The sequence below is a fragment of the Pseudomonas sp. PA-7-1E genome, from assembly GCF_021605325.1.
Classification (GTDB): domain Bacteria; phylum Pseudomonadota; class Gammaproteobacteria; order Pseudomonadales; family Pseudomonadaceae; genus Aquipseudomonas; species Aquipseudomonas fluorescens_BV.
Map to the genome: position 1 here is coordinate 149,406 of NZ_WKFA01000001.1, position 17,801 is coordinate 167,206.

Below are 17,801 nucleotides of genomic sequence, written 5' to 3' on the forward strand. Positions count from 1 at the left end.
GCTTTTTGGGTCTGGCAAATTCTGGCAGCTTTGTGCATCGCCAAGCACCTTGTGTCTTTTCGCTGACGGATTACCGGCGGCCTTCGCAAACGGGTGATTCGCCGATGCGGCCTTCCTTGCAAAGGTCAATGTTATCTGTGCGCTTGAAACCTGCGTCTTTCATGCAATAAAACCGCGTGAGCACCTGGTCAATCGGGGTTCTGTCGCCCGTCCCTATCAGGTTGGTATAGCCGCATGCGGTCATGGCGTGTTTGACGCCCTCTTCAGACACCCCGATCTTCTTCCAATTGGTAAATTCCGGCGGCGGTGGTTGAAAGCCTCTGCCGGTGCAGCCGATCAATAGCAACGCGTACATACTCGACACCAGGCTCTTCCTGAACATCGTATTCTCTCCCTTGGTTTGACTCGGATAATGTGTACGGCGTCTGCGCAACAGTTAATGCAGTCACTACGAAGAAGGTTTTTCGTGAAGGGTATTTTTCGTGGTGTCAGTGGGTTTCACGGCTTACGCTTACCGCCGCGCTATATCCGAAAAGTAAAACTTATCCAACGTATGCCGCGACTCGGTGTACTCGAACTGCCTTCCATCCTGCAAAAACGTCTGGTTACTCACCACAATCACATGGCTTTGCCCCTCCAGATCCAGATGCGCCTGGTCGTCCTTGCTGCGTGGCAGGGCTTCGATGGTGCGTTGCGCGTAGCTGATCTGCAACTGCAGCGTTTGCTCGATAAACGCGTAGATCGACTGCTCGGCGATGTCGCGGTCCAGGCCGGGAATCAGGTCGCTGATGAAGTGGTTGATGTCCAGAATCACGCGTTTGCCGCCGATGCGGCGCACCCGTTTGATGCGCGTGATCAGGGTGCCGGGTTCGGCCTCGATGTGCTGCAGCAGTGAGCCTTCCAACGGGATCTGGGTGAACTCGACCACGTCGGTACGTACGTCATCGCCCAGGTCTGCGTGGGTCTCGTGGAAGCTGACGATGCCGCCCAGTTGGAACTCGATCGGGTTGGGCGACAACACAAAGGTGCCCTTGCCGTGGATCTTTTGCGCAAAGCCACGTTCCTGCAACTGCTCGATGGCGCGCCGCACGGTGCCACGGCTGGCCTGGTAGGCGTCCATCAGTTCGGTTTCGGAGGGAAGGCGCGTACCGCGTTGCAGGCGCTCGGTGGTGATGCTGGCAAGCAGATCCGTATAGATCTGGTTGTATTTGCTCATGGGATGGCTCTTGCCCGGCGTTATGAAGGTGGACTGCGCGTTCAAGGCAGGAACCTTAGTGGCAGAGGTTGGGTTTGTCCATTGGACACCCGTGCCCGTAGGTGAAAAACCTGACGGAAAGATCGTATGAATAAACAAAAGTGTAACTCGTACAGACGAGTTGTTGATTTAACTCGTACAGACGAGTACTTTTCCCTCCTCGGCGTGCTGCCAACGACTGCCACCCATAAAAACAATCACAGTGGAAAACGAGCATGAGCCACGACTATTCAACGATTGCCCGCGAGATCCTCGACAACCTCGGAGGCCGCGAAAACCTTGAGCAGGCTGCCCATTGCGTGACCCGCCTGCGCCTGGCGCTCAAGGACCCCAGCCTGGTCAACAGCAGTGCCCTGAACCAGGTCGATCTGGTCAAGGGTTCGTTCTTTACCGGCGGCCTGTTCCAGGTGGTGATCGGTCCCGGCGAAGTGGAGAAGGTCTACGCCGCCCTGCGCGAACTGACCGGCCTTGCCGCTTCGACCATTGCCGACGTCAAGAAAGCCGGCGGCGACAAGGCCAACCCCATGCAGCGCCTGGTGCGGGTGTTCTCCGATGTGTTCATGCCGATCCTGCCCGCGCTGATCATTGCCGGCCTGTTGATGGGCGTGAACAACCTGATGGGCGCCAAGGGCATGTTCATCGAAGGCCAGACGCTGCTGGAGGCCTACCCGAATCTGGATGGCCTGTGGAGCCTGATCAACCTGATGGCCAACACCTCCTTCGTGTTCCTGCCGGCACTGGTGGGCTGGTCGGCGGCCAAGCGGTTCGGCGGTAGTGAAATCCTCGGCATCGTGCTGGGCCTGATGCTGGTGCACCCGGACCTGCTCAACGCCTGGAACTACGGCAAGGCGGTAGCCGGCCTCGACGGCCAGAGCCTGCCGTACTTCGATATCTTCGGCTGGTTCCAGATCGAGAAGGTGGGTTACCAGGGGCAGATCCTGCCAATCCTGATGGCGGCCTTTGTCATGAGCGTGATCGAGAAGTGGCTGAGGGCGCGGGTGCCGAATGCCATTCAACTGCTGGTGGTGCCGATCACCACCATCGTGGTCACTGGTGTGCTGGCCCTGGCAATCATCGGCCCGGTGACGCGTCACCTCGGCATCCTGATTACCGAAGGCCTGGTCACCCTGTTTGAAATCGCACCTATGATCGGCGGCGCGATTTTCGGCCTGCTCTATGCGCCGCTGGTGATCACCGGTATGCACCACATGTTCCTGGCCGTCGACCTGCAGCTTATTTCCACCCAGGGCGGCACCTTTATCTGGCCGATGATCGTCATGTCCAACCTGGCCCAGGGCAGCGCCGCGCTCGGGGTGTTCTACATGACTCGCAATGCGCGGGACAAAAGCATGGCCTCGACCTCGGCCATTTCAGCTTACTTCGGCATCACTGAGCCGGCGATGTTCGGGGTGAACCTGCGTTTCAAATTCCCGTTCTATGCCGCTCTGCTGGGCTCGGCGCTGGGCAGCATTTTCCTGTCGTTGAACAAGGTGCAGGCCTCGGCCATCGGCGTCGGTGGGCTACCCGGGTTTATCTCGATCGTACCGAGCGCCATTCCGATGTTCGTGATTGGCATGGTCGTGGCGATGGTCGTGCCGTTTGCGCTGACGTGCATGTTGAGCATGAAGATCGTTCGGCCTGGTTACCGGGTCGCCTGAAGATCGCTATCGCAGGCAAGCCAGCTCCCACAGTGATGTGTGAACACATTCAAATGTGGGAGCTGGCTTGCCTGCGATGAGGCCGGAAGGGCCAACACCCAACTCTACTGAAGGAATCCACCATGCAAACCTGGCAACACTCGGTGATCTACCAGATCTACCCCAAAAGCTTCCACAGCCACGCGGGTAACGCCACCGGTGACCTGCTGGGCATCGTGGACAAACTCGACTACCTCAAGTGGCTGGGCGTGGACTGCCTGTGGGTTACTCCGTTCCTGCGCTCGCCCCAGCGCGACAACGGCTACGACATCAGCGACTACTACGCCATCGACCCCAGCTACGGCACTATGGCCGACTGCGACCTGCTGATCAGCGAAGCCGCCAAGCGTGGTATCAAGCTGATGCTCGACATCGTGGTCAACCACACCTCCATCGAACACGAATGGTTCCAGCAGGCGCGCAGCAGCCTCGACAATCCCTATCGTGACTTCTACATCTGGCGTGACCAGCCGAACAACTGGGAATCCAAGTTCGGCGGCTCGGCCTGGGAATACGAAGCGCAGACTGGCCAGTACTACCTGCATCTGTTCGACCATACCCAGGCCGACCTCAATTGGGATAACCCCAAGGTACGCGCCGAAGTGTTCAAGATGATGCGTTTCTGGCGCGACAAAGGCGTGGGCGGCTTCCGCCTGGATGTGATCAACCTGATCTCCAAGCCCGCCGATTTCCCCGAAGACAACAGCGACGGTCGCCGTTTCTACACCGACGGCCCGAACGTGCACCAATACCTGCAGCAAATGCACCGCGAGGTCTTTGAAGGCCATGACCTGATCAACGTGGGCGAGATGTCATCCACCCGCCTGGAACACTGCATTCGCTACTCGAATCCAGCGTCGAAAGAGCTGTCGATGACCTTCAATTTCCATCACCTGAAAGTCGATTATCCGAACCTGCAGAAGTGGGTGAAGGCCGATTTCGATTTCCTGCAACTCAAGCAGATTTTCTCCGACTGGCAGGTGGGCATGCAGGCCGGTGGCGGCTGGAACGCGTTGTTCTGGTGTAACCACGACCAGCCACGGGTGGTCTCGCGCTTTGGTGACGACGGCGAATACCGCGTGGTCTCGGCCAAGATGCTCGCCACGGCGCTGCACTTTCTGCAGGGCACGCCATATGTGTATCAGGGCGAAGAGCTGGGCATGACCAACCCCGGCTTCGACAGCATTTCGCAATACCGCGATGTGGAAACCCTGAACATCTTCCGCCTCAAGCGCGACGCGGGAGAGTCCGAAGCTTCGAGCATGGCGGCGATCATGCAGAAGTCCCGCGATAACGGGCGTACGCCCATGCAGTGGAGCACCGAAGCGAACGCCGGGTTCAGCCGCGGTGAACCCTGGATCGGCATTCCCGCGAATGCTGCGCAGATCAATGTCAACAGCCAGATGGATGACCCGGATTCGGTGCTGCATCACTACCGCAGGCTGATCGACCTGCGCCGTCGCGAGCCGCTGATACAGCAAGGCGTTTACCGTGCGTTGCTGCAAGACCATCTCCAGGTCTGGGCGTACCTGCGTGAAGGTCATGGCGAGCGCCTGTTGGTACTCAACAACTTCTATGGATCGTCGTGCGAGATCCAACTGCCCGAAGGCGTGATCAACGCCGCAAACGAGCAACGCCTTCTGATCAGCAACTACCCCGATTGCCCGCTGCGCACGAGCACGATGGTGCTACGCCCTTATGAATCCTTCGTGCTGCACCTGACTGGTTGAAATGCCCCCTGTAGGAGCGAGCTTGCTCGCGAAGATCGCCAACGCTAACGCGCCCCTCCAGGTGTTGCGTGGAGGTTGCAAATTCTTCGCGAGCAAGCTCGCTCCTACAGGTGATCGCGTCACGCAAGACAGCAAGAAAAAACAATAAAAATAAAAGGAGCACTTCATGAAAACAACAATAAAACTGGGCCTTATTGCTTCCTGCCTCACGGTGCCTTTCGGCGCCCAAGCCCTGGAATTTGCCGGGTATTTGCGCAGCGGCGCGGGCACGTCAACGGGCAGCGGCAAGCAGCAATGTTTCCAACTGCCGGGTGCGCAAACCAAGTACCGCTTGGGCAACGAATGCGAGCAGTACGCCGAGCTGGAACTGCGTCAGGATTTGCTGACCCTCGATGACGGTTCGGTGTTCAGCGTCGATGCCATGGCTTCCCTCTATAACAAGTACGACCGTGCCCTGAAGTTCCAGGGTGAAAACAATGGCTCGGCGCGCATGCCGCAGATGTATGCGCAATGGTCCAACCTGCCCAGTCTCAATGGCGGTTCGCTGTGGGCCGGGCGGCGTTACTACAAACGTAACGACATCCATATTTCCGACTTCTACTACTGGAACCAGAGCGCCACCGGTGGCGGGATCGAGGACGTGTTGATCGGCGGCTTGAAATACAGCTACGCCCTGTCGCGCAAGGACAACCTGTACCAGAAGGAGTACGCCACCCGTCACGACTTCAACGTCGCAGGTTTCAAGACCAACCCCGGTGGCGAACTGGAACTTGGCTTGAGCTACATCGCCAAGGCCGGTGGGCGTGACACCAACAGTGGCTGGGCGCTGACGGCGCAGCATGTACAAGCGGCCTTCCTGGGTGGCAAGAACAAGTTTGCCCTGCAGTACGGCGAAGGCCCCGGCACCGGTCTGGGTTACACCGGCAATACCACGTTGGACAAAAGCAGCAAAAGTTACCGCGCCGTGGAGTTCTTTGATTGGCAAGTGACCCCGCGTTTCGGCGGGCAAGTCGAGGCGGTGTACCAGAAAGATGTGCGCCCAGGGCGTCAGGACCAGAACTGGATGTCGCTCGGTGTGCGTCCTGCGTATGCGCTCAGCGAGCAATTCAAACTGGTCACTGAGCTGGGGCACGATCAGGTCGAGGCCACCGGCGGTACGCGCAAATTGAGCAAATTTACCTTCGCCCCGACCTGGTCGCCCAAAGGTCCTGAGTTCTGGGCGCGGCCGGAAGTGCGGTTGTATTACACCTATGCGTCCTGGAACAAAGCGGCCAAGCGTGCGGCCAATGAGCTGGCGGCGGGCTCGGCGTTGTCCGACACCGGCGCCTATGGCACGGCGCGGCATGGGTCGAACGTCGGTGTGCAGGTCGAATATTGGTGGAAGTAAGCCGGGCTCGTGTGGGAGCGGGCTTGCTGTGGCGAGGGAGCTTGCTCCCGCTCGACTGCGCAGCAGTCGCAGGCTTTTGGGGGCGCTTCGCACCCCAGCGCAAGCAAGCTTGCTCGCCACAGCAAGCCCGCTCCCACCTTTGATCTTCGCCATCCTCATCCTTGCATCGACTCAATGATTTTTAAAGAACAACACAAACAGGTGAAGTCATGACCACATCTCAACCCCTGGAACTGCTGGCACCCTTGTCCGGGGTTTTGCTGGCGCTGGATCAGGTCCCCGACCCGGTATTTTCCGGCCGCGTGATTGGCGATGGCCTGTGCATCGACCCCACCTCGCAGACCCTCTGCGCGCCGTTGGCCGGGGTGATCAGCAATATTCAGGACAGCGGACACGCCGTCAGTGTCACCGCCGATAACGGAGTGCAGGTGCTGCTGCATATTGGCCTGGACACCGTGAACCTGGCAGGCCAGGGCTTCACCCGGCTGGTCGAGGAAAGCCAGCGGGTGGAGGCCGGGCAGCCGCTGATCGAGTTCGATGCCGATTATGTGGCGCTCAATGCACGCAGCCTGCTGACCTTGATGCTCATTGTGAGCGGCGAGCCGTTTGTGCCATTGGTGGCCGGTCAAGCGCTGGTCGAGTCCGGCCAGCCTCTGGTGCAGGTCTCACCGGGGCCGATGCCCGCTGAGGTGGACGAGGAAGAGGGCAATGCGCTGTTTTCCAAGCCAGTGACACTGCCCAATGCCAGCGGCCTGCACGCCCGCCCTGCGGCGGTGTTTGCCCAGGCGGCGAAGGGGTTCAGTTCCAGCATTTTCCTGCACAAGCAAACCCTGAGCGCCAATGCCAAGTCGCTTGTGGCGATCATGGCGCTGCAGACCTCCCAGGGCGACAGCGTGCAAGTGAGCGCGGCGGGGGAAGATGCCGAGGCGGCGATCCAGGCGCTGGTGGCGTTGTTGCTCGACGGCTGTGGCGAGACGCTGCCGGTAACGGTCGAGGCGATCAACGAGCCCGCTACGCCTGCGTCTTCGGCGTCCGTGTTGCGAGGCGTCTGTGCGTCGCCGGGCTCGGCGTTCGGCCAGGTTGTCCAAGTGGCTGAACCGGCGCTTGAGATTCCCGAAGCCGGTGCCGGAGAAACCTTCGAACGTACCGCATTGGCCCGTGGTCTGCGGGCGGCAAACGAGGCGCTGCAAGCGTTGCAGGCCAAGGCGGCCGGCAGTGCCCAGGCCGAGATCTTCCGCGCCCACCAGGAACTGCTCGAAGACCCGACCCTGCTTGAACAAGCCCATAGCCTGCTGGCCGAAGGCAAGAGCGCGGCCTTTGCCTGGAATACGGCCACGGTGGCGACCGCCAGGCTCTTCGAAGGCTTGGGTAAAACGCTGCTGGCTGAGCGTGCGGCGGATTTGGCCGACGTCGGCCAGCGCGTGCTCAAGTTGATCCTGGGGGTGCCGGAGCGTTCCATGGAGCTGCCGGAGTGCGCCATTCTGGTCGCCGAACAATTGACCCCCTCACAAACCGCCGGCCTGGATACCAGCAAAGTGCTGGGCTTCGTCACGGTCGCCGGTGGCGCTACCAGCCACGTGGCCATCCTCGCCCGGGCCCTCGGCCTGCCATCCCTTTGCGGCGTACCCAGTCAAGTATTGGCCTTGGCCAACGGCAAGCGGGTACTGCTCAACGCCGACAAAGGCGAGCTGCAGCTGGAGCCGAACCTGGCTGAAATCGAGCAACTGCAGGCGGTTCGTCAACAGCAAAAGCTACGGCTGCAGCGTGAAGTGGCACAGGCCTCACAGGCGGCGGTCACCCGCGACGGTCACCACGTCGAGGTCACAGCCAACGTCGCCTCATTGCAGGAAGTGGAACAGTCACTGACCCTGGGCGCTGAAGGCGTGGGTCTGCTGCGTTCGGAGTTCCTCTACCTGGAACGCAACCGTGCCCCGAGCGCAGAGGAGCAGGCCGACACCTACAGCGCCATCGCCCGCGCCCTCGGCCCCGAGCGTAATCTGGTGGTACGTACCCTGGATGTGGGCGGCGATAAACCCTTGGCCTATGTGCCGATGGAAAGCGAGACCAACCCATTCCTTGGCCTGCGCGGTATCCGCCTGTGCCTGGAACGCCCCGAACTGCTGCGTGAACAGTTGCGTGCGATTCTTGCCAGTGCAGGCTTGGCGCGGCTGCATATCATGTTGCCGATGGTCAGCCTGCTGTCGGAGCTGCATCTGGCGCGCAAGATGCTCGAAGAAGAGGCGCTGGCCCTCGGGCTGGCCGAGTTACCAAAGCTGGGCATCATGATCGAAGTCCCCAGCGCAGCGCTGATGGCGGATGTGTTTGCGCCCCATGTGGATTTCTTCTCCATCGGCACCAACGACCTGACCCAGTACACCCTGGCCATGGACCGCGACCATCCGCGCCTGGCCAGCCAGGCCGACAGTTTTCACCCGGCCGTCCTGCGCCTGATCGACATCACCGTCAAGGCGGCCCATGCCCATGGCAAGTGGGTGGGCGTATGTGGTGCGCTGGCGTCCGAAACCCTTGCTGTGCCGGCGTTGATCGGCCTGGGTGTGGATGAGCTGTCGGTCAGCGTGCCGCTGATCCCCACCATCAAGGCCACCGTGCGCGAACTGGACCTGCACGACTGCCAGATCATTGCCCGCCAAGTGCTGGGCCTGGAAGAAGCCGACCAAGTGCGCGAGGCCCTGCGCCTGTACCACGCGGCCACCGTTGAAACCTCACCTGTCGTGGAGCACTGAGCATGTTCGAGAAATTGCAGCGGGCGTTCTGGAAAGCCCTGACGCCTGATTTGGTGGCCGAGACGGTCGCACCGACGACGCCGAGCCTGTTGTCGGCCGATGTACTGGGTGCATTGGGCGGGGAGGGGAACGTCACGTCACAGCAGCGCGTGGCACTCACGCGGGTGCGGGTGCAGTTGCGGGAGGCGGGGCGTTTGGATGAGTCGGCGTTAAAGGCAGCGGGTATACCGGCAGTGATGGTGTTGACGGGTGGGGTAGTCCATCTGCTCACCGGCCTATAAGGCGACGATGATCACATGTGGGAGCCGGGCTTGCCCGCGATAGCGGTGTGTCAGGCGCCGACTACCTTGACTGTCAGGCCGCTATCGCGGGCAAGCCCGGCTCCCACAGGGATTTGCAGTGTGCGGGCTGCCGTGATCAGAGTTGTGGGGTGTCTTGTGGCGGCTTGGTCTTGTCCACGCCCGGCACATGCAGGTTGCCTTCCACCACCTGGTTGCCCTCCAGCTGCGGCTGGGTCACCCAGGTAAGAATGTCGTAGTAACGTCGAATGTTCGCCACAAAATGCACCGGCTCGCCGCCGCGGGCGTAGCCGTAGCGGGTCTTGCTGTACCACTGCTTCTGCGACAGGCGTGGCAGCATCTTCTTCACGTCCAGCCACTTGTTCGGGTTCAGGCCTTCTTTCTTCGCCAGGAGGCGCGCGTCGTCCAGGTGGCCGGTGCCTACGTTGTAGGCGGCGAGGGCGAACCAGGTGCGGTCGGGTTCGGCGATCTTGTCGTCCAGCTCATCCTTGATCCGGGCCAGGTACTTGGCGCCGCCCATGATGCTCTGCTTGGGGTCAAGGCGGTTGGACACGCCCATGGCTTGCGCGGTGTTCTGGGTCAGCATCATCAGGCCGCGCACGCCGGTCTTGGACGTGACCGTGGGTTGCCACAGCGATTCCTGATAACCAATGGCTGCCAGTAAACGCCAATCGACTTTCTCGGCCTTGGCATAGGCGCGAAAGTGTTTCTCGTACTTGGGCAGGCGTTGTTGCAAGTGCTGGGCAAAGGTGTAGGCGCCGACATAGCCGAGGACATCGACGTGCCCGTAGTAGCGGTCCTTCAGGCGTTGCAAGGTGCCATTCTTCTCGACCTTGTCCAGGTAACTGTTGATCTCGTTTAGCAGGCTGTTGTCGTCGCCTGCTGCCACGGCCCAGCTTTGATTGCTGGCATTGCCGAGGTCGAAGGCCACGCGCACGTTGGGGAAGTACACCTGGTTCATGGCCACTTCGTTGGAGTCCACCAGGGTCAGGTCGATTTGCCCTTCGTCGACCATGCGCAGCAAATCCACCACTTCAACGGCGTCGGATTCTTCGTACTCGATGGCCGGGTTCTGTTTTTTCAGCGCCGCCAGTTGCTCGGCGTGGGTGCTGCCCTTGAGCACCATGATCTTCTTGCCCACCAGGTCGGCGGCGTTGGTGGGGCGCGATTGGCCGTTGCGGTAGATAATCTGTGGGGTGACTTCAAGGTACGGGTGAGAGAAGCGCACCTGCTGCTGGCGCTGGTCGCTGCTCACCAGGCCGGCGGCGGCGAGTACCGGGCCGTTGGGTTTGCCCAGCCGGCTGAACAGGTCGTCGAGGTTGTCGGCCGTCTCGATTTCCAGCTTCACCCCCAGGTCGTCGGCAAAGCGCTTGACCAGTTCGTATTCGAAGCCGGTTTCACCGTTGCGATCCTGGAAATACGTAGCGGGACTGTTGCGAGTGACCACCCGCAATACGCCATCCTCCTTGATTCGCTCCAGTGTGCTGGGTTTATCAACACAGGCACTGAGCATCAGGAAGAGCAAGGTGGCGATGAGCCATTTGGCGCATCGCAGGCGCGAAACAGTTGGGAAGAACATCTGCGCAGTATACGCAAACGGCTCACGGCGCCATATCTCGACAGCGGCGCACTTGTCTGCTAGCCAGCGTAAAACTGTGCTGCAGCCCGCAGAAACGGGGCTTGGCGAGCGATTGTGACGGTTAAAATAACTGCGCCCAATACCCTGGATAACGCCGTAACTGCAGGCAAAGCGTGCCAACTGACGTTCGGCGGCGGCCACCGGTAGCGTTTCGGGTGCCGTTGGCGAAGGTTTACGCTAGAATGCACGGCCTCAAAGCACACCCCTTCCCGAGGCTGTCCCGAAGATGTTGATCCTGCGCGGCGCTCCTGCCCTTTCTGCCTTTCGCCACAGCAAACTCCTTGAGCAACTGAGCCAGAAGGTTCCAGCTGTTACAGGCCTGTACGCTGAATTTGCTCACTTCGCCGACGTAACCGGCGTCTTGACCGCCGACGAACAGCAAGTGCTGGCACGCCTTCTGAAGTACGGCCCAAGCGTTCCCGTTCAAGAGCCGACTGGCCGCTTGTTCCTGGTTCTGCCACGGTTCGGCACCATCTCGCCCTGGTCGAGCAAGGCCAGCGACATCGCCCGCAACTGCGGCCTGGATAAAATCCAGCGCCTGGAGCGTGGGATCGCCTTCTACGTCGCCGGGCAGTTCAGCGACGCCGAGGCCGAGCTGATCGCCAGCAGCCTGCACGACCGCATGACCCAGATCATCGTCAGCCAGCTGGAACAGGCTGCCGGCCTGTTCAGCCACGCCGAACCCAAGCCGCTCACCGCGATTGACGTGCTGGGCGGTGGCCGCGCCGCCCTCGAGAAGGCCAACACCGAGCTGGGCCTGGCCCTGGCCGAAGACGAGATCGACTATCTGGTCAACGCCTTCACCGGCTTGAAGCGCAACCCCCACGACATCGAACTGATGATGTTCGCCCAGGCCAACTCCGAGCACTGCCGTCACAAGATCTTCAACGCCAGTTGGGACATCGACGGCCAAAGCCAGGAAAAAAGCCTGTTCGGCATGATCAAGAACACCTACGTGATGCACAGCGAAGGCGTTTTGTCGGCTTATAAGGACAACGCCTCGGTGATCGTCGGCTCCGTCGCCGGTCGCTTCTTCCCGGACCCGGAAACCCGCCAGTACGGCGCGGTGCAGGAGCCGGTGCACATCCTGATGAAGGTTGAAACCCACAACCACCCGACCGCGATTGCCCCGTTCCCGGGCGCAGCCACCGGTTCGGGCGGCGAAATCCGTGACGAAGGCGCCACCGGCCGTGGTGCCAAGCCCAAGGCGGGCCTCACCGGTTTCACCGTGTCCAACCTGCAGATCCCGGGCTTCGAACAGCCGTGGGAAGTGCCGTACGGCAAGCCTGAGCGCATCGTCACCGCGCTGGACATCATGATCGAAGGCCCGCTGGGCGGCGCCGCGTTCAACAACGAATTCGGGCGCCCGGCGCTCACCGGTTACTTCCGGACCTTCGAGCAGTCCATCACCACCCCGCGTGGCGATGAAGTGCGCGGCTACCACAAGCCGATCATGTTGGCTGGCGGTATGGGCAACATCCGTGAAGAACACGTCAAGAAAGGCGAGATTCTGGTCGGCTCCAAGCTGATCGTGCTCGGCGGCCCGGCGATGCTGATCGGCCTGGGCGGCGGTGCGGCCTCTTCCATGGCCACCGGCACCAGCTCGGCCGACCTGGACTTCGCTTCCGTACAGCGCGAAAACCCTGAGATGGAGCGCCGCTGCCAGGAAGTCATCGACCGTTGCTGGCAGTTGGGTGACAAGAACCCGATCAGCTTCATCCACGACGTCGGCGCCGGTGGTTTGTCCAACGCCTTCCCGGAACTGGTCAACGATGGCGACCGTGGTGGCCGTTTCGAACTGCGCAACATTCCAAACGACGAGCCGGGCATGGCCCCGCACGAAATCTGGAGCAACGAATCCCAGGAACGCTACGTACTGGCCGTTGGCCCTGAAGACTTCGCACGCTTCCAGGCCATCTGCGAACGCGAGCGTTGCCCGTTTGCCGTGGTCGGCGAAGCCACTGCCGAGCCGCAGCTGACGGTTACAGATAGCCACTTCGGTAACAGCCCGGTGGACATGCCGTTGGAAGTGCTGCTGGGCAAAGCCCCGCGTATGCACCGTTCGGCCAACCGTGAAGCTGAACTGGGCGATGATTTCGACCCAAGCACGCTGGACTTGGCCAACAGCATCGAACGCGTGCTGCACCACCCGGCCGTGGCGAGCAAAAGCTTTTTGATCACCATCGGCGACCGCACCATCACCGGCCTGGTGGCTCGTGACCAAATGGTCGGCCCTTGGCAAGTACCGGTGGCTGACGTTGCCGTCACCGCCACCAGCTTTGACGTGTACACCGGTGAAGCCATGGCCATGGGCGAGCGCACACCGCTGGCCCTGCTGGACGCTCCGGCGTCGGGCCGCATGGCCATTGGTGAAACCCTCACCAACATCGCGGCCTCGCGTATCGGCAAGCTGTCCGACATCAAACTGTCGGCCAACTGGATGTCCGCTGCCGGCCACCCGGGTGAAGATGCGCGCCTGTACGACACGGTCAAAGCCGTCGGCATGGAGCTGTGCCCGGAACTGGGTATCACCATTCCGGTGGGCAAGGACTCCATGTCCATGGCTACCCGCTGGAACGAAGACGGCACCGACAAGAGCGTGACTTCGCCGCTGTCGCTGATCGTTACCGGTTTCGCGCCGGTCACTGACATCCGCCAGACCCTGACCCCGCAACTGCGCATGGACAAGGGCACCACCGACCTGATCCTGATCGACCTGGGCCGTGGCCAGAACCGCATGGGCGCCTCGATCCTGGCGCAAACCCACGGCAAGCTGGGCAAGCAGGCCCCGGACGTCGATGACGCCGAAGACCTCAAAGCCTTCTTCGCCGTGATCCAGGGCCTGAACGCCGACGGCCACCTGTTGGCTTACCACGACCGTTCCGACGGTGGTTTGCTGACCAGCGTTGTCGAAATGGCCTTCGCCGGTCACTGCGGCCTGAACATCGTGCTCGACAGCGTTGCCGAGGATGCTGCCGAAATCAACGGCATCCTGTTCAACGAAGAGTTGGGTGCAGTGATTCAGGTGCGTCAGGACGCTACCCCAGACGTGCTCGCGCAGTTCAGCGCCGCTGGCCTGGCCGAGTGCGTGGCGGTGATTGGCCAGCCGATCAACAACGGCGAAGTCAATATCTCCTTCAACGGCGACACGGTCTTTACCGGTCAGCGCCGCTTGCTGCAACGCCAGTGGGCCGAGACCAGCTACCAGATCCAGCGTCTGCGCGACAACGCCGACTGCGCCGAGCAGGAGTTCGACGTGATCCTGGAAGAAGACAACCCGGGCCTGAGCACCATGCTCAGCTTCGACGTCAACCAGGACATCGCCGCGCCTTACATCAAGAAGGGCATTCGCCCACAGGTTGCCGTACTGCGTGAGCAGGGCGTCAACGGCCAGGTGGAAATGGCAGCAGCGTTCGACCGCGCCGGCTTCAATGCGATCGACGTGCACATGAGCGACATCCTCGCCGGTCGCGTTGACCTCAACGAGTTCAAAGGCCTGGTTGCCTGCGGTGGTTTCTCCTACGGCGACGTGCTGGGTGCCGGTGAAGGCTGGGCCAAGTCGGCCCTGTTCAACAGCCGTGCCCGCGACGCGTTCCAGGGCTTCTTCGAACGCAACGACAGCTTCACCCTGGGTGTGTGCAACGGTTGCCAGATGATGTCCAACCTCAGCGAACTGATCCCGGGCAGCGAGTTCTGGCCGCACTTTGTGCGTAACCGTTCCGAGCAGTTCGAAGCCCGTGTCGCCATGGTGCAGGTGCAGGAGTCCAACTCGATCTTCCTGCAGGGCATGGCCGGTTCGCGCATGCCAATCGCCATCGCCCACGGTGAGGGCCACGCCGAATTCAGCAGCGAAGAAGCGCTGCTCGAAGCCGACCTGTCCGGCACTGTAGCCCTGCGTTTCGTCGACAACCACGGCAAGGTCACCGAAAGCTACCCGGCCAACCCGAACGGCTCGCCACGCGGGATCACCGGCCTTACCAGCCGCGACGGTCGCGTGACCATCATGATGCCGCACCCGGAACGCGTATTCCGCGCCGTGCAAAACTCGTGGCGCCCGGAAGAGTGGAGCGAAGACGGCGCCTGGATGCGCATGTTCCGCAACGCTCGCGTGTGGGTGAACTAAGGCCGTGTACAAGCTCGCCTTCTTCGTGCCCGACAGCCATGTGGAGACGGTAAAAACCGCCGTCTTCGCAGCCGGCGGCGGGCGCATCGGCGACTACGACAGCTGCGCCTGGCAAGTGCTGGGCCAGGGCCAATTCCGCGCGTTGGACGGCAGTCAGCCGTTTATCGGGCAGGTGGGCCAGGTTGAAGTGGTTGAAGAGTGGAAGGTTGAGTTGGTGGTGGCAGATGAATTGATCGTGGCCGCTGTGGCTGCTTTGAAACTCAGTCACCCGTATGAGACTCCGGCGTATGAGGTGTGGCAGTTGGCGGATTTTTGATTCGTGGGCTGTATAAACAAGAAACCCGCTGGGCCCGTTTGGTCAGCGGGTTTTTTGTTGGTTTTAAGTGCCAATCGCAGGCAAGCCAGCTCCCACATTTGACCCCGTTGTCAGACCGTACATCAATCCCATGTGGGAGCTGGCTTGCCTGCGATGGCGTCGGTTCAGGCACCTCAGACCTTTCCCACAAGCCTTTCAGGTTGTCCGTCGGAACTCGCACAACTAACCTTCTCGAGTCGCTGCCAATTCAGTGACCGGGACTGCAAGCCTGAAAAGTCACTAGGAGCCTATTCCATATGGAGTTTAATGATGATCAGCGACAACTTGCTAACTGGTTCAATCTCATCTCAAGCCGAGTCCCGCCAAGCTGGTGATTCACCGTCCGACCAGATCTTCACCGTACTACCCAGTCTGAACACCGAAACCCTGCTCGCCAATGCCTCCCAAGACCTGGCATCCGTACAGGCACTGGCGGGTAATCTGGCTTTTGAAATCGACGGCCCGCACCGTGATGCGGTGCTGGGGATTCATCGGATGGTAGAGGGTATTCAGTTGATGGTGGATCGAGTACTGGATCTACACGAAGTACCCACCAGTAACTGAATACACCACACTCTGTGGCGAGGGAGCTTGCTCCCGCTGGAGTGCGAAGCGCTCCCAGGATTTTTGGGGCCGCTGCGCAGCCCAGCGGGAGCAAGCTCCCTCGCCACAGGGGAAATCAGGCGTTGATCGGGCGAGTCACCAACCGCTCCAACGCTTCACCCAACCCGGACGCCTTGTCACCCATAACTGATCGTTCCCACGCTCCGCGTGGGAACGCATCCTGTGACGCTCAGCGTCACCCTTGCGCAGGGCGGGACGCAGAGCGTCCGGGGCGGCATTCCCACGCAGAGCGTGGGAACGATCGGTCAGGCGTTGATAGGGCGGGTAACCAACCGCTCCAAAGCCTCACCCAAACCTAAAGCCTTGTCACCAATCAACAAGTGCCAAACCCCGCTATCCAGCTGGCTCACACCCTTGCAACCCAGCGCAGTGAGGTCCGCTTCAGACAGCACCGAATCATCCCCCAACTCCACCCGCAACCGGGTCATCGCTACCGCTTCCAGTTGGCGCACATTCTCTCGGCCACCCAGGGCATTCAGCCACTTTTCGGCCTCGTGTACATTCACCGTCACCGGCTTATCCACAGGCGCAACCGCTGCAGGCTTTGCGGCAACAAACCCCGGCATCGCCAAGCGGATTTCATCAGCAATGCTATCGGCCATCGGCCCGACCACCACCTGCAAACTCCCACCATTCCCCGGCCGCACCACAGCCATGGCACCCAGCGCTTTCAACTCTGCATCCACCGCCTTGTTGCGATCCACCATGTCCAAGCGCAGCCGCGTGGTACAAGCACCCACACTCAGCAAGTTCTCGGCGCCTCCCAACGCCTGGATATAAGCCGTCGCACGCTGGTTATCGCTCATCGCTTCAGCCTGCACCACCTGGATGTCTTCACGGCCCGGCGTCTTCAGGTTGAAGCGGCGGATGCAGTAGCTGAACACCGTGTAGTAGATCACCGAGTAGGCCAGGCCTACCGGTACCACCAACCAGCCATTGGTGGACTTGCCCCAGCCCAGCACCATGTCGATAAACCCACCGGAGAAGGTAAAGCCCAGGTGGATATTCAGCAGGTCGGTGACCGCCATCGACAGGCCGGTGAGCAGCGCGTGAATCAGGTACAGGAAGGGCGCCAGGAACATGAAGGCAAATTCAATCGGCTCGGTCACCCCGGTGAGGAACGAGGTCAGCGCCATCGACAGGAAGATCCCGCCCATCACTTTGCGCCGCTCAGGCAAAGCATTGCGGTACATCGCCAGACACGCCGCGGGCAAGCCGAACAGCATCACCGGGAACATGCCGGTCATGAACTGGCCGCCTTTGGGGTCGCCGGCAAAGTAGCGGGTCAGGTCGCCCGTGACCACCGCGCCGGTTACCGGGTCGGTGAAGCTGCCGAACACGAACCACGCCATATTGTTGAGGATGTGATGCAAGCCAGTGACGATCAGCAGGCGGTTGAACACGCCAAACACGAACGCACCGAGGCTGCCGCTTTCCATCAACAGCACGCCGAAGCTGTTGATGCCGTGCTGGATCGGGGGCCAGATCAGGCCGAAAATCACGCCCAGGCCCACCGCGCTGAACCCGGTGACAATCGGCACAAACCGCCGCCCACCGAAGAACGCCAGGTATTCCGGCAACTTGATGTCCTTGAAGCGGTTGTACAGCCCACCGGCCATCAAGCCGCTGGCGATACCGGCGAGCATGCCCATGTTGATGGTGGTGTCCATCACCTTGAGCGTGGAGATCATCACCAGGTAACCAATCGCCCCGGCCAGGCCCGCAGTGCCGTTGTTGTCACGGGCAAAACCCACGGCGATGCCGATGGCGAAGATCAGCGCCAGGTTGGCGAAGATCGCCTGGCCGGCGTCGTGCATCACCGCGATGTTGAGCAAGTCGGTGTCGCCCAGGCGCAGCAGCAAGCCGGCGATTGGCAGGATCGCAATCGGCAGCATTAGGGCGCGGCCCAGGCGTTGCAGGCCTTCGATAAAGTGTTGGTACATGGCGT

12 protein-coding genes are annotated in these 17,801 nt (G+C 61.0%); 8 read left to right on the forward strand and 4 right to left on the reverse strand.

Going from position 1 to position 17,801, the window contains the following annotated elements:
* Window positions 1-70: 70 nt before the first annotated feature.
* Both GIW79_RS00735 and treR read right to left on the reverse strand, forming a co-directional pair.
* Complete coding sequence (locus GIW79_RS00735) at window positions 71-382, reverse strand: hypothetical protein (RefSeq protein WP_054897803.1); 312 nt, start codon at window positions 380-382, stop codon at window positions 71-73.
* A gap of 129 nt (window positions 383-511) precedes the next feature.
* Window positions 512-1,216: a trehalose operon repressor gene (gene treR, locus GIW79_RS00740; RefSeq protein WP_054918297.1), complete on the reverse strand. Its 705-nt coding sequence runs from the start codon at window positions 1,214-1,216 to the stop codon at window positions 512-514.
* Between the two features lie 254 nt (window positions 1,217-1,470).
* On the opposite strand from treR, the gene treP reads away from it, so the two are divergent.
* The 5 genes from treP to GIW79_RS00765 all read left to right on the forward strand — a co-directional run bounded on the left by treP (window position 1,471) and on the right by GIW79_RS00765 (window position 9,094).
* Window positions 1,471-2,913, forward strand: coding sequence for a PTS system trehalose-specific EIIBC component (treP, locus tag GIW79_RS00745; RefSeq protein ID WP_034128010.1), 1,443 nt, complete (start codon window positions 1,471-1,473; stop codon window positions 2,911-2,913).
* A 122-nt stretch (window positions 2,914-3,035) separates the two neighbouring features.
* Entirely contained in the window at window positions 3,036-4,682 is a 1,647-nt protein-coding gene (gene treC / locus GIW79_RS00750; RefSeq protein ID WP_054897801.1) for an alpha,alpha-phosphotrehalase, read from the forward strand.
* Window positions 4,683-4,848: 166 nt separating this feature from the next.
* Window positions 4,849-6,069: a maltoporin gene (locus GIW79_RS00755; RefSeq protein ID WP_054897800.1), complete on the forward strand. Its 1,221-nt coding sequence runs from the start codon at window positions 4,849-4,851 to the stop codon at window positions 6,067-6,069.
* Window positions 6,070-6,278: 209 nt separating this feature from the next.
* Window positions 6,279-8,813, forward strand: a complete 2,535-nt coding sequence (ptsP, locus tag GIW79_RS00760; RefSeq protein ID WP_236453796.1) for a phosphoenolpyruvate--protein phosphotransferase — start codon at window positions 6,279-6,281, stop codon at window positions 8,811-8,813.
* 2 nt (window positions 8,814-8,815) lie between these two features.
* The gene (locus tag GIW79_RS00765) at window positions 8,816-9,094 is read left to right on the forward strand and encodes a PTS transporter subunit EIIB (protein ID WP_057975070.1); all 279 of its coding nucleotides are present in this window, start codon (window positions 8,816-8,818) and stop codon (window positions 9,092-9,094) included.
* A gap of 136 nt (window positions 9,095-9,230) precedes the next feature.
* Here the strand turns inward: GIW79_RS00765 and mltF are convergent, their stop codons facing one another.
* Complete coding sequence (mltF, locus tag GIW79_RS00770) at window positions 9,231-10,691, reverse strand: membrane-bound lytic murein transglycosylase MltF (RefSeq protein ID WP_054897797.1); 1,461 nt, start codon at window positions 10,689-10,691, stop codon at window positions 9,231-9,233.
* 286 nt (window positions 10,692-10,977) lie between these two features.
* On the opposite strand from mltF, the gene purL reads away from it, so the two are divergent.
* From purL to GIW79_RS00785, 3 genes are all read left to right on the forward strand, one after another.
* Window positions 10,978-14,874 (forward strand): phosphoribosylformylglycinamidine synthase, encoded by a 3,897-nt coding sequence (purL, locus tag GIW79_RS00775; protein WP_034128004.1) that lies wholly within the window; start codon window positions 10,978-10,980, stop codon window positions 14,872-14,874.
* A 4-nt stretch (window positions 14,875-14,878) separates the two neighbouring features.
* Window positions 14,879-15,190, forward strand: a complete 312-nt coding sequence (locus GIW79_RS00780; RefSeq protein WP_054897795.1) for a hypothetical protein — start codon at window positions 14,879-14,881, stop codon at window positions 15,188-15,190.
* Between the two features lie 309 nt (window positions 15,191-15,499).
* On the forward strand, window positions 15,500-15,793 hold the full coding sequence (locus tag GIW79_RS00785; RefSeq protein WP_229999976.1) for a DUF6124 family protein: 294 nt from the start codon (window positions 15,500-15,502) through the stop codon (window positions 15,791-15,793).
* Between the two features lie 305 nt (window positions 15,794-16,098).
* Here GIW79_RS00785 and nagE read toward each other — a convergent pair whose 3' ends face one another.
* Window positions 16,099-17,796: an N-acetylglucosamine-specific PTS transporter subunit IIBC gene (gene nagE / locus GIW79_RS00790; protein WP_054918304.1), complete on the reverse strand. Its 1,698-nt coding sequence runs from the start codon at window positions 17,794-17,796 to the stop codon at window positions 16,099-16,101.
* Window positions 17,797-17,801: the final 5 nt, after the last annotated feature.

What these genes read in the sequence shown, in the direction of transcription:
- treP (WP_034128010.1), top strand. Translation starts at nt 1,471, where the DNA reads ATGAGCCACGACTATTCAACGATTGCCCGCGAGATCCTCGACAACCTC.
- GIW79_RS00755 (WP_054897800.1), top strand. Translation starts at nt 4,849, where the DNA reads ATGAAAACAACAATAAAACTGGGCCTTATTGCTTCCTGCCTCACGGTG.
- ptsP (WP_236453796.1), top strand. Translation starts at nt 6,279, where the DNA reads ATGACCACATCTCAACCCCTGGAACTGCTGGCACCCTTGTCCGGGGTT.
- GIW79_RS00735 (WP_054897803.1), bottom strand. Translation starts at nt 382, where the DNA reads ATGTTCAGGAAGAGCCTGGTGTCGAGTATGTACGCGTTGCTATTGATC.
- GIW79_RS00765 (WP_057975070.1), top strand. Translation starts at nt 8,816, where the DNA reads ATGTTCGAGAAATTGCAGCGGGCGTTCTGGAAAGCCCTGACGCCTGAT.
- treR (WP_054918297.1), bottom strand. Translation starts at nt 1,216, where the DNA reads ATGAGCAAATACAACCAGATCTATACGGATCTGCTTGCCAGCATCACC.
- treC (WP_054897801.1), top strand. Translation starts at nt 3,036, where the DNA reads ATGCAAACCTGGCAACACTCGGTGATCTACCAGATCTACCCCAAAAGC.
- mltF (WP_054897797.1), bottom strand. Translation starts at nt 10,691, where the DNA reads ATGTTCTTCCCAACTGTTTCGCGCCTGCGATGCGCCAAATGGCTCATC.
- nagE (WP_054918304.1), bottom strand. Translation starts at nt 17,796, where the DNA reads ATGTACCAACACTTTATCGAAGGCCTGCAACGCCTGGGCCGCGCCCTA.
- purL (WP_034128004.1), top strand. Translation starts at nt 10,978, where the DNA reads ATGTTGATCCTGCGCGGCGCTCCTGCCCTTTCTGCCTTTCGCCACAGC.
- GIW79_RS00785 (WP_229999976.1), top strand. Translation starts at nt 15,500, where the DNA reads ATGATCAGCGACAACTTGCTAACTGGTTCAATCTCATCTCAAGCCGAG.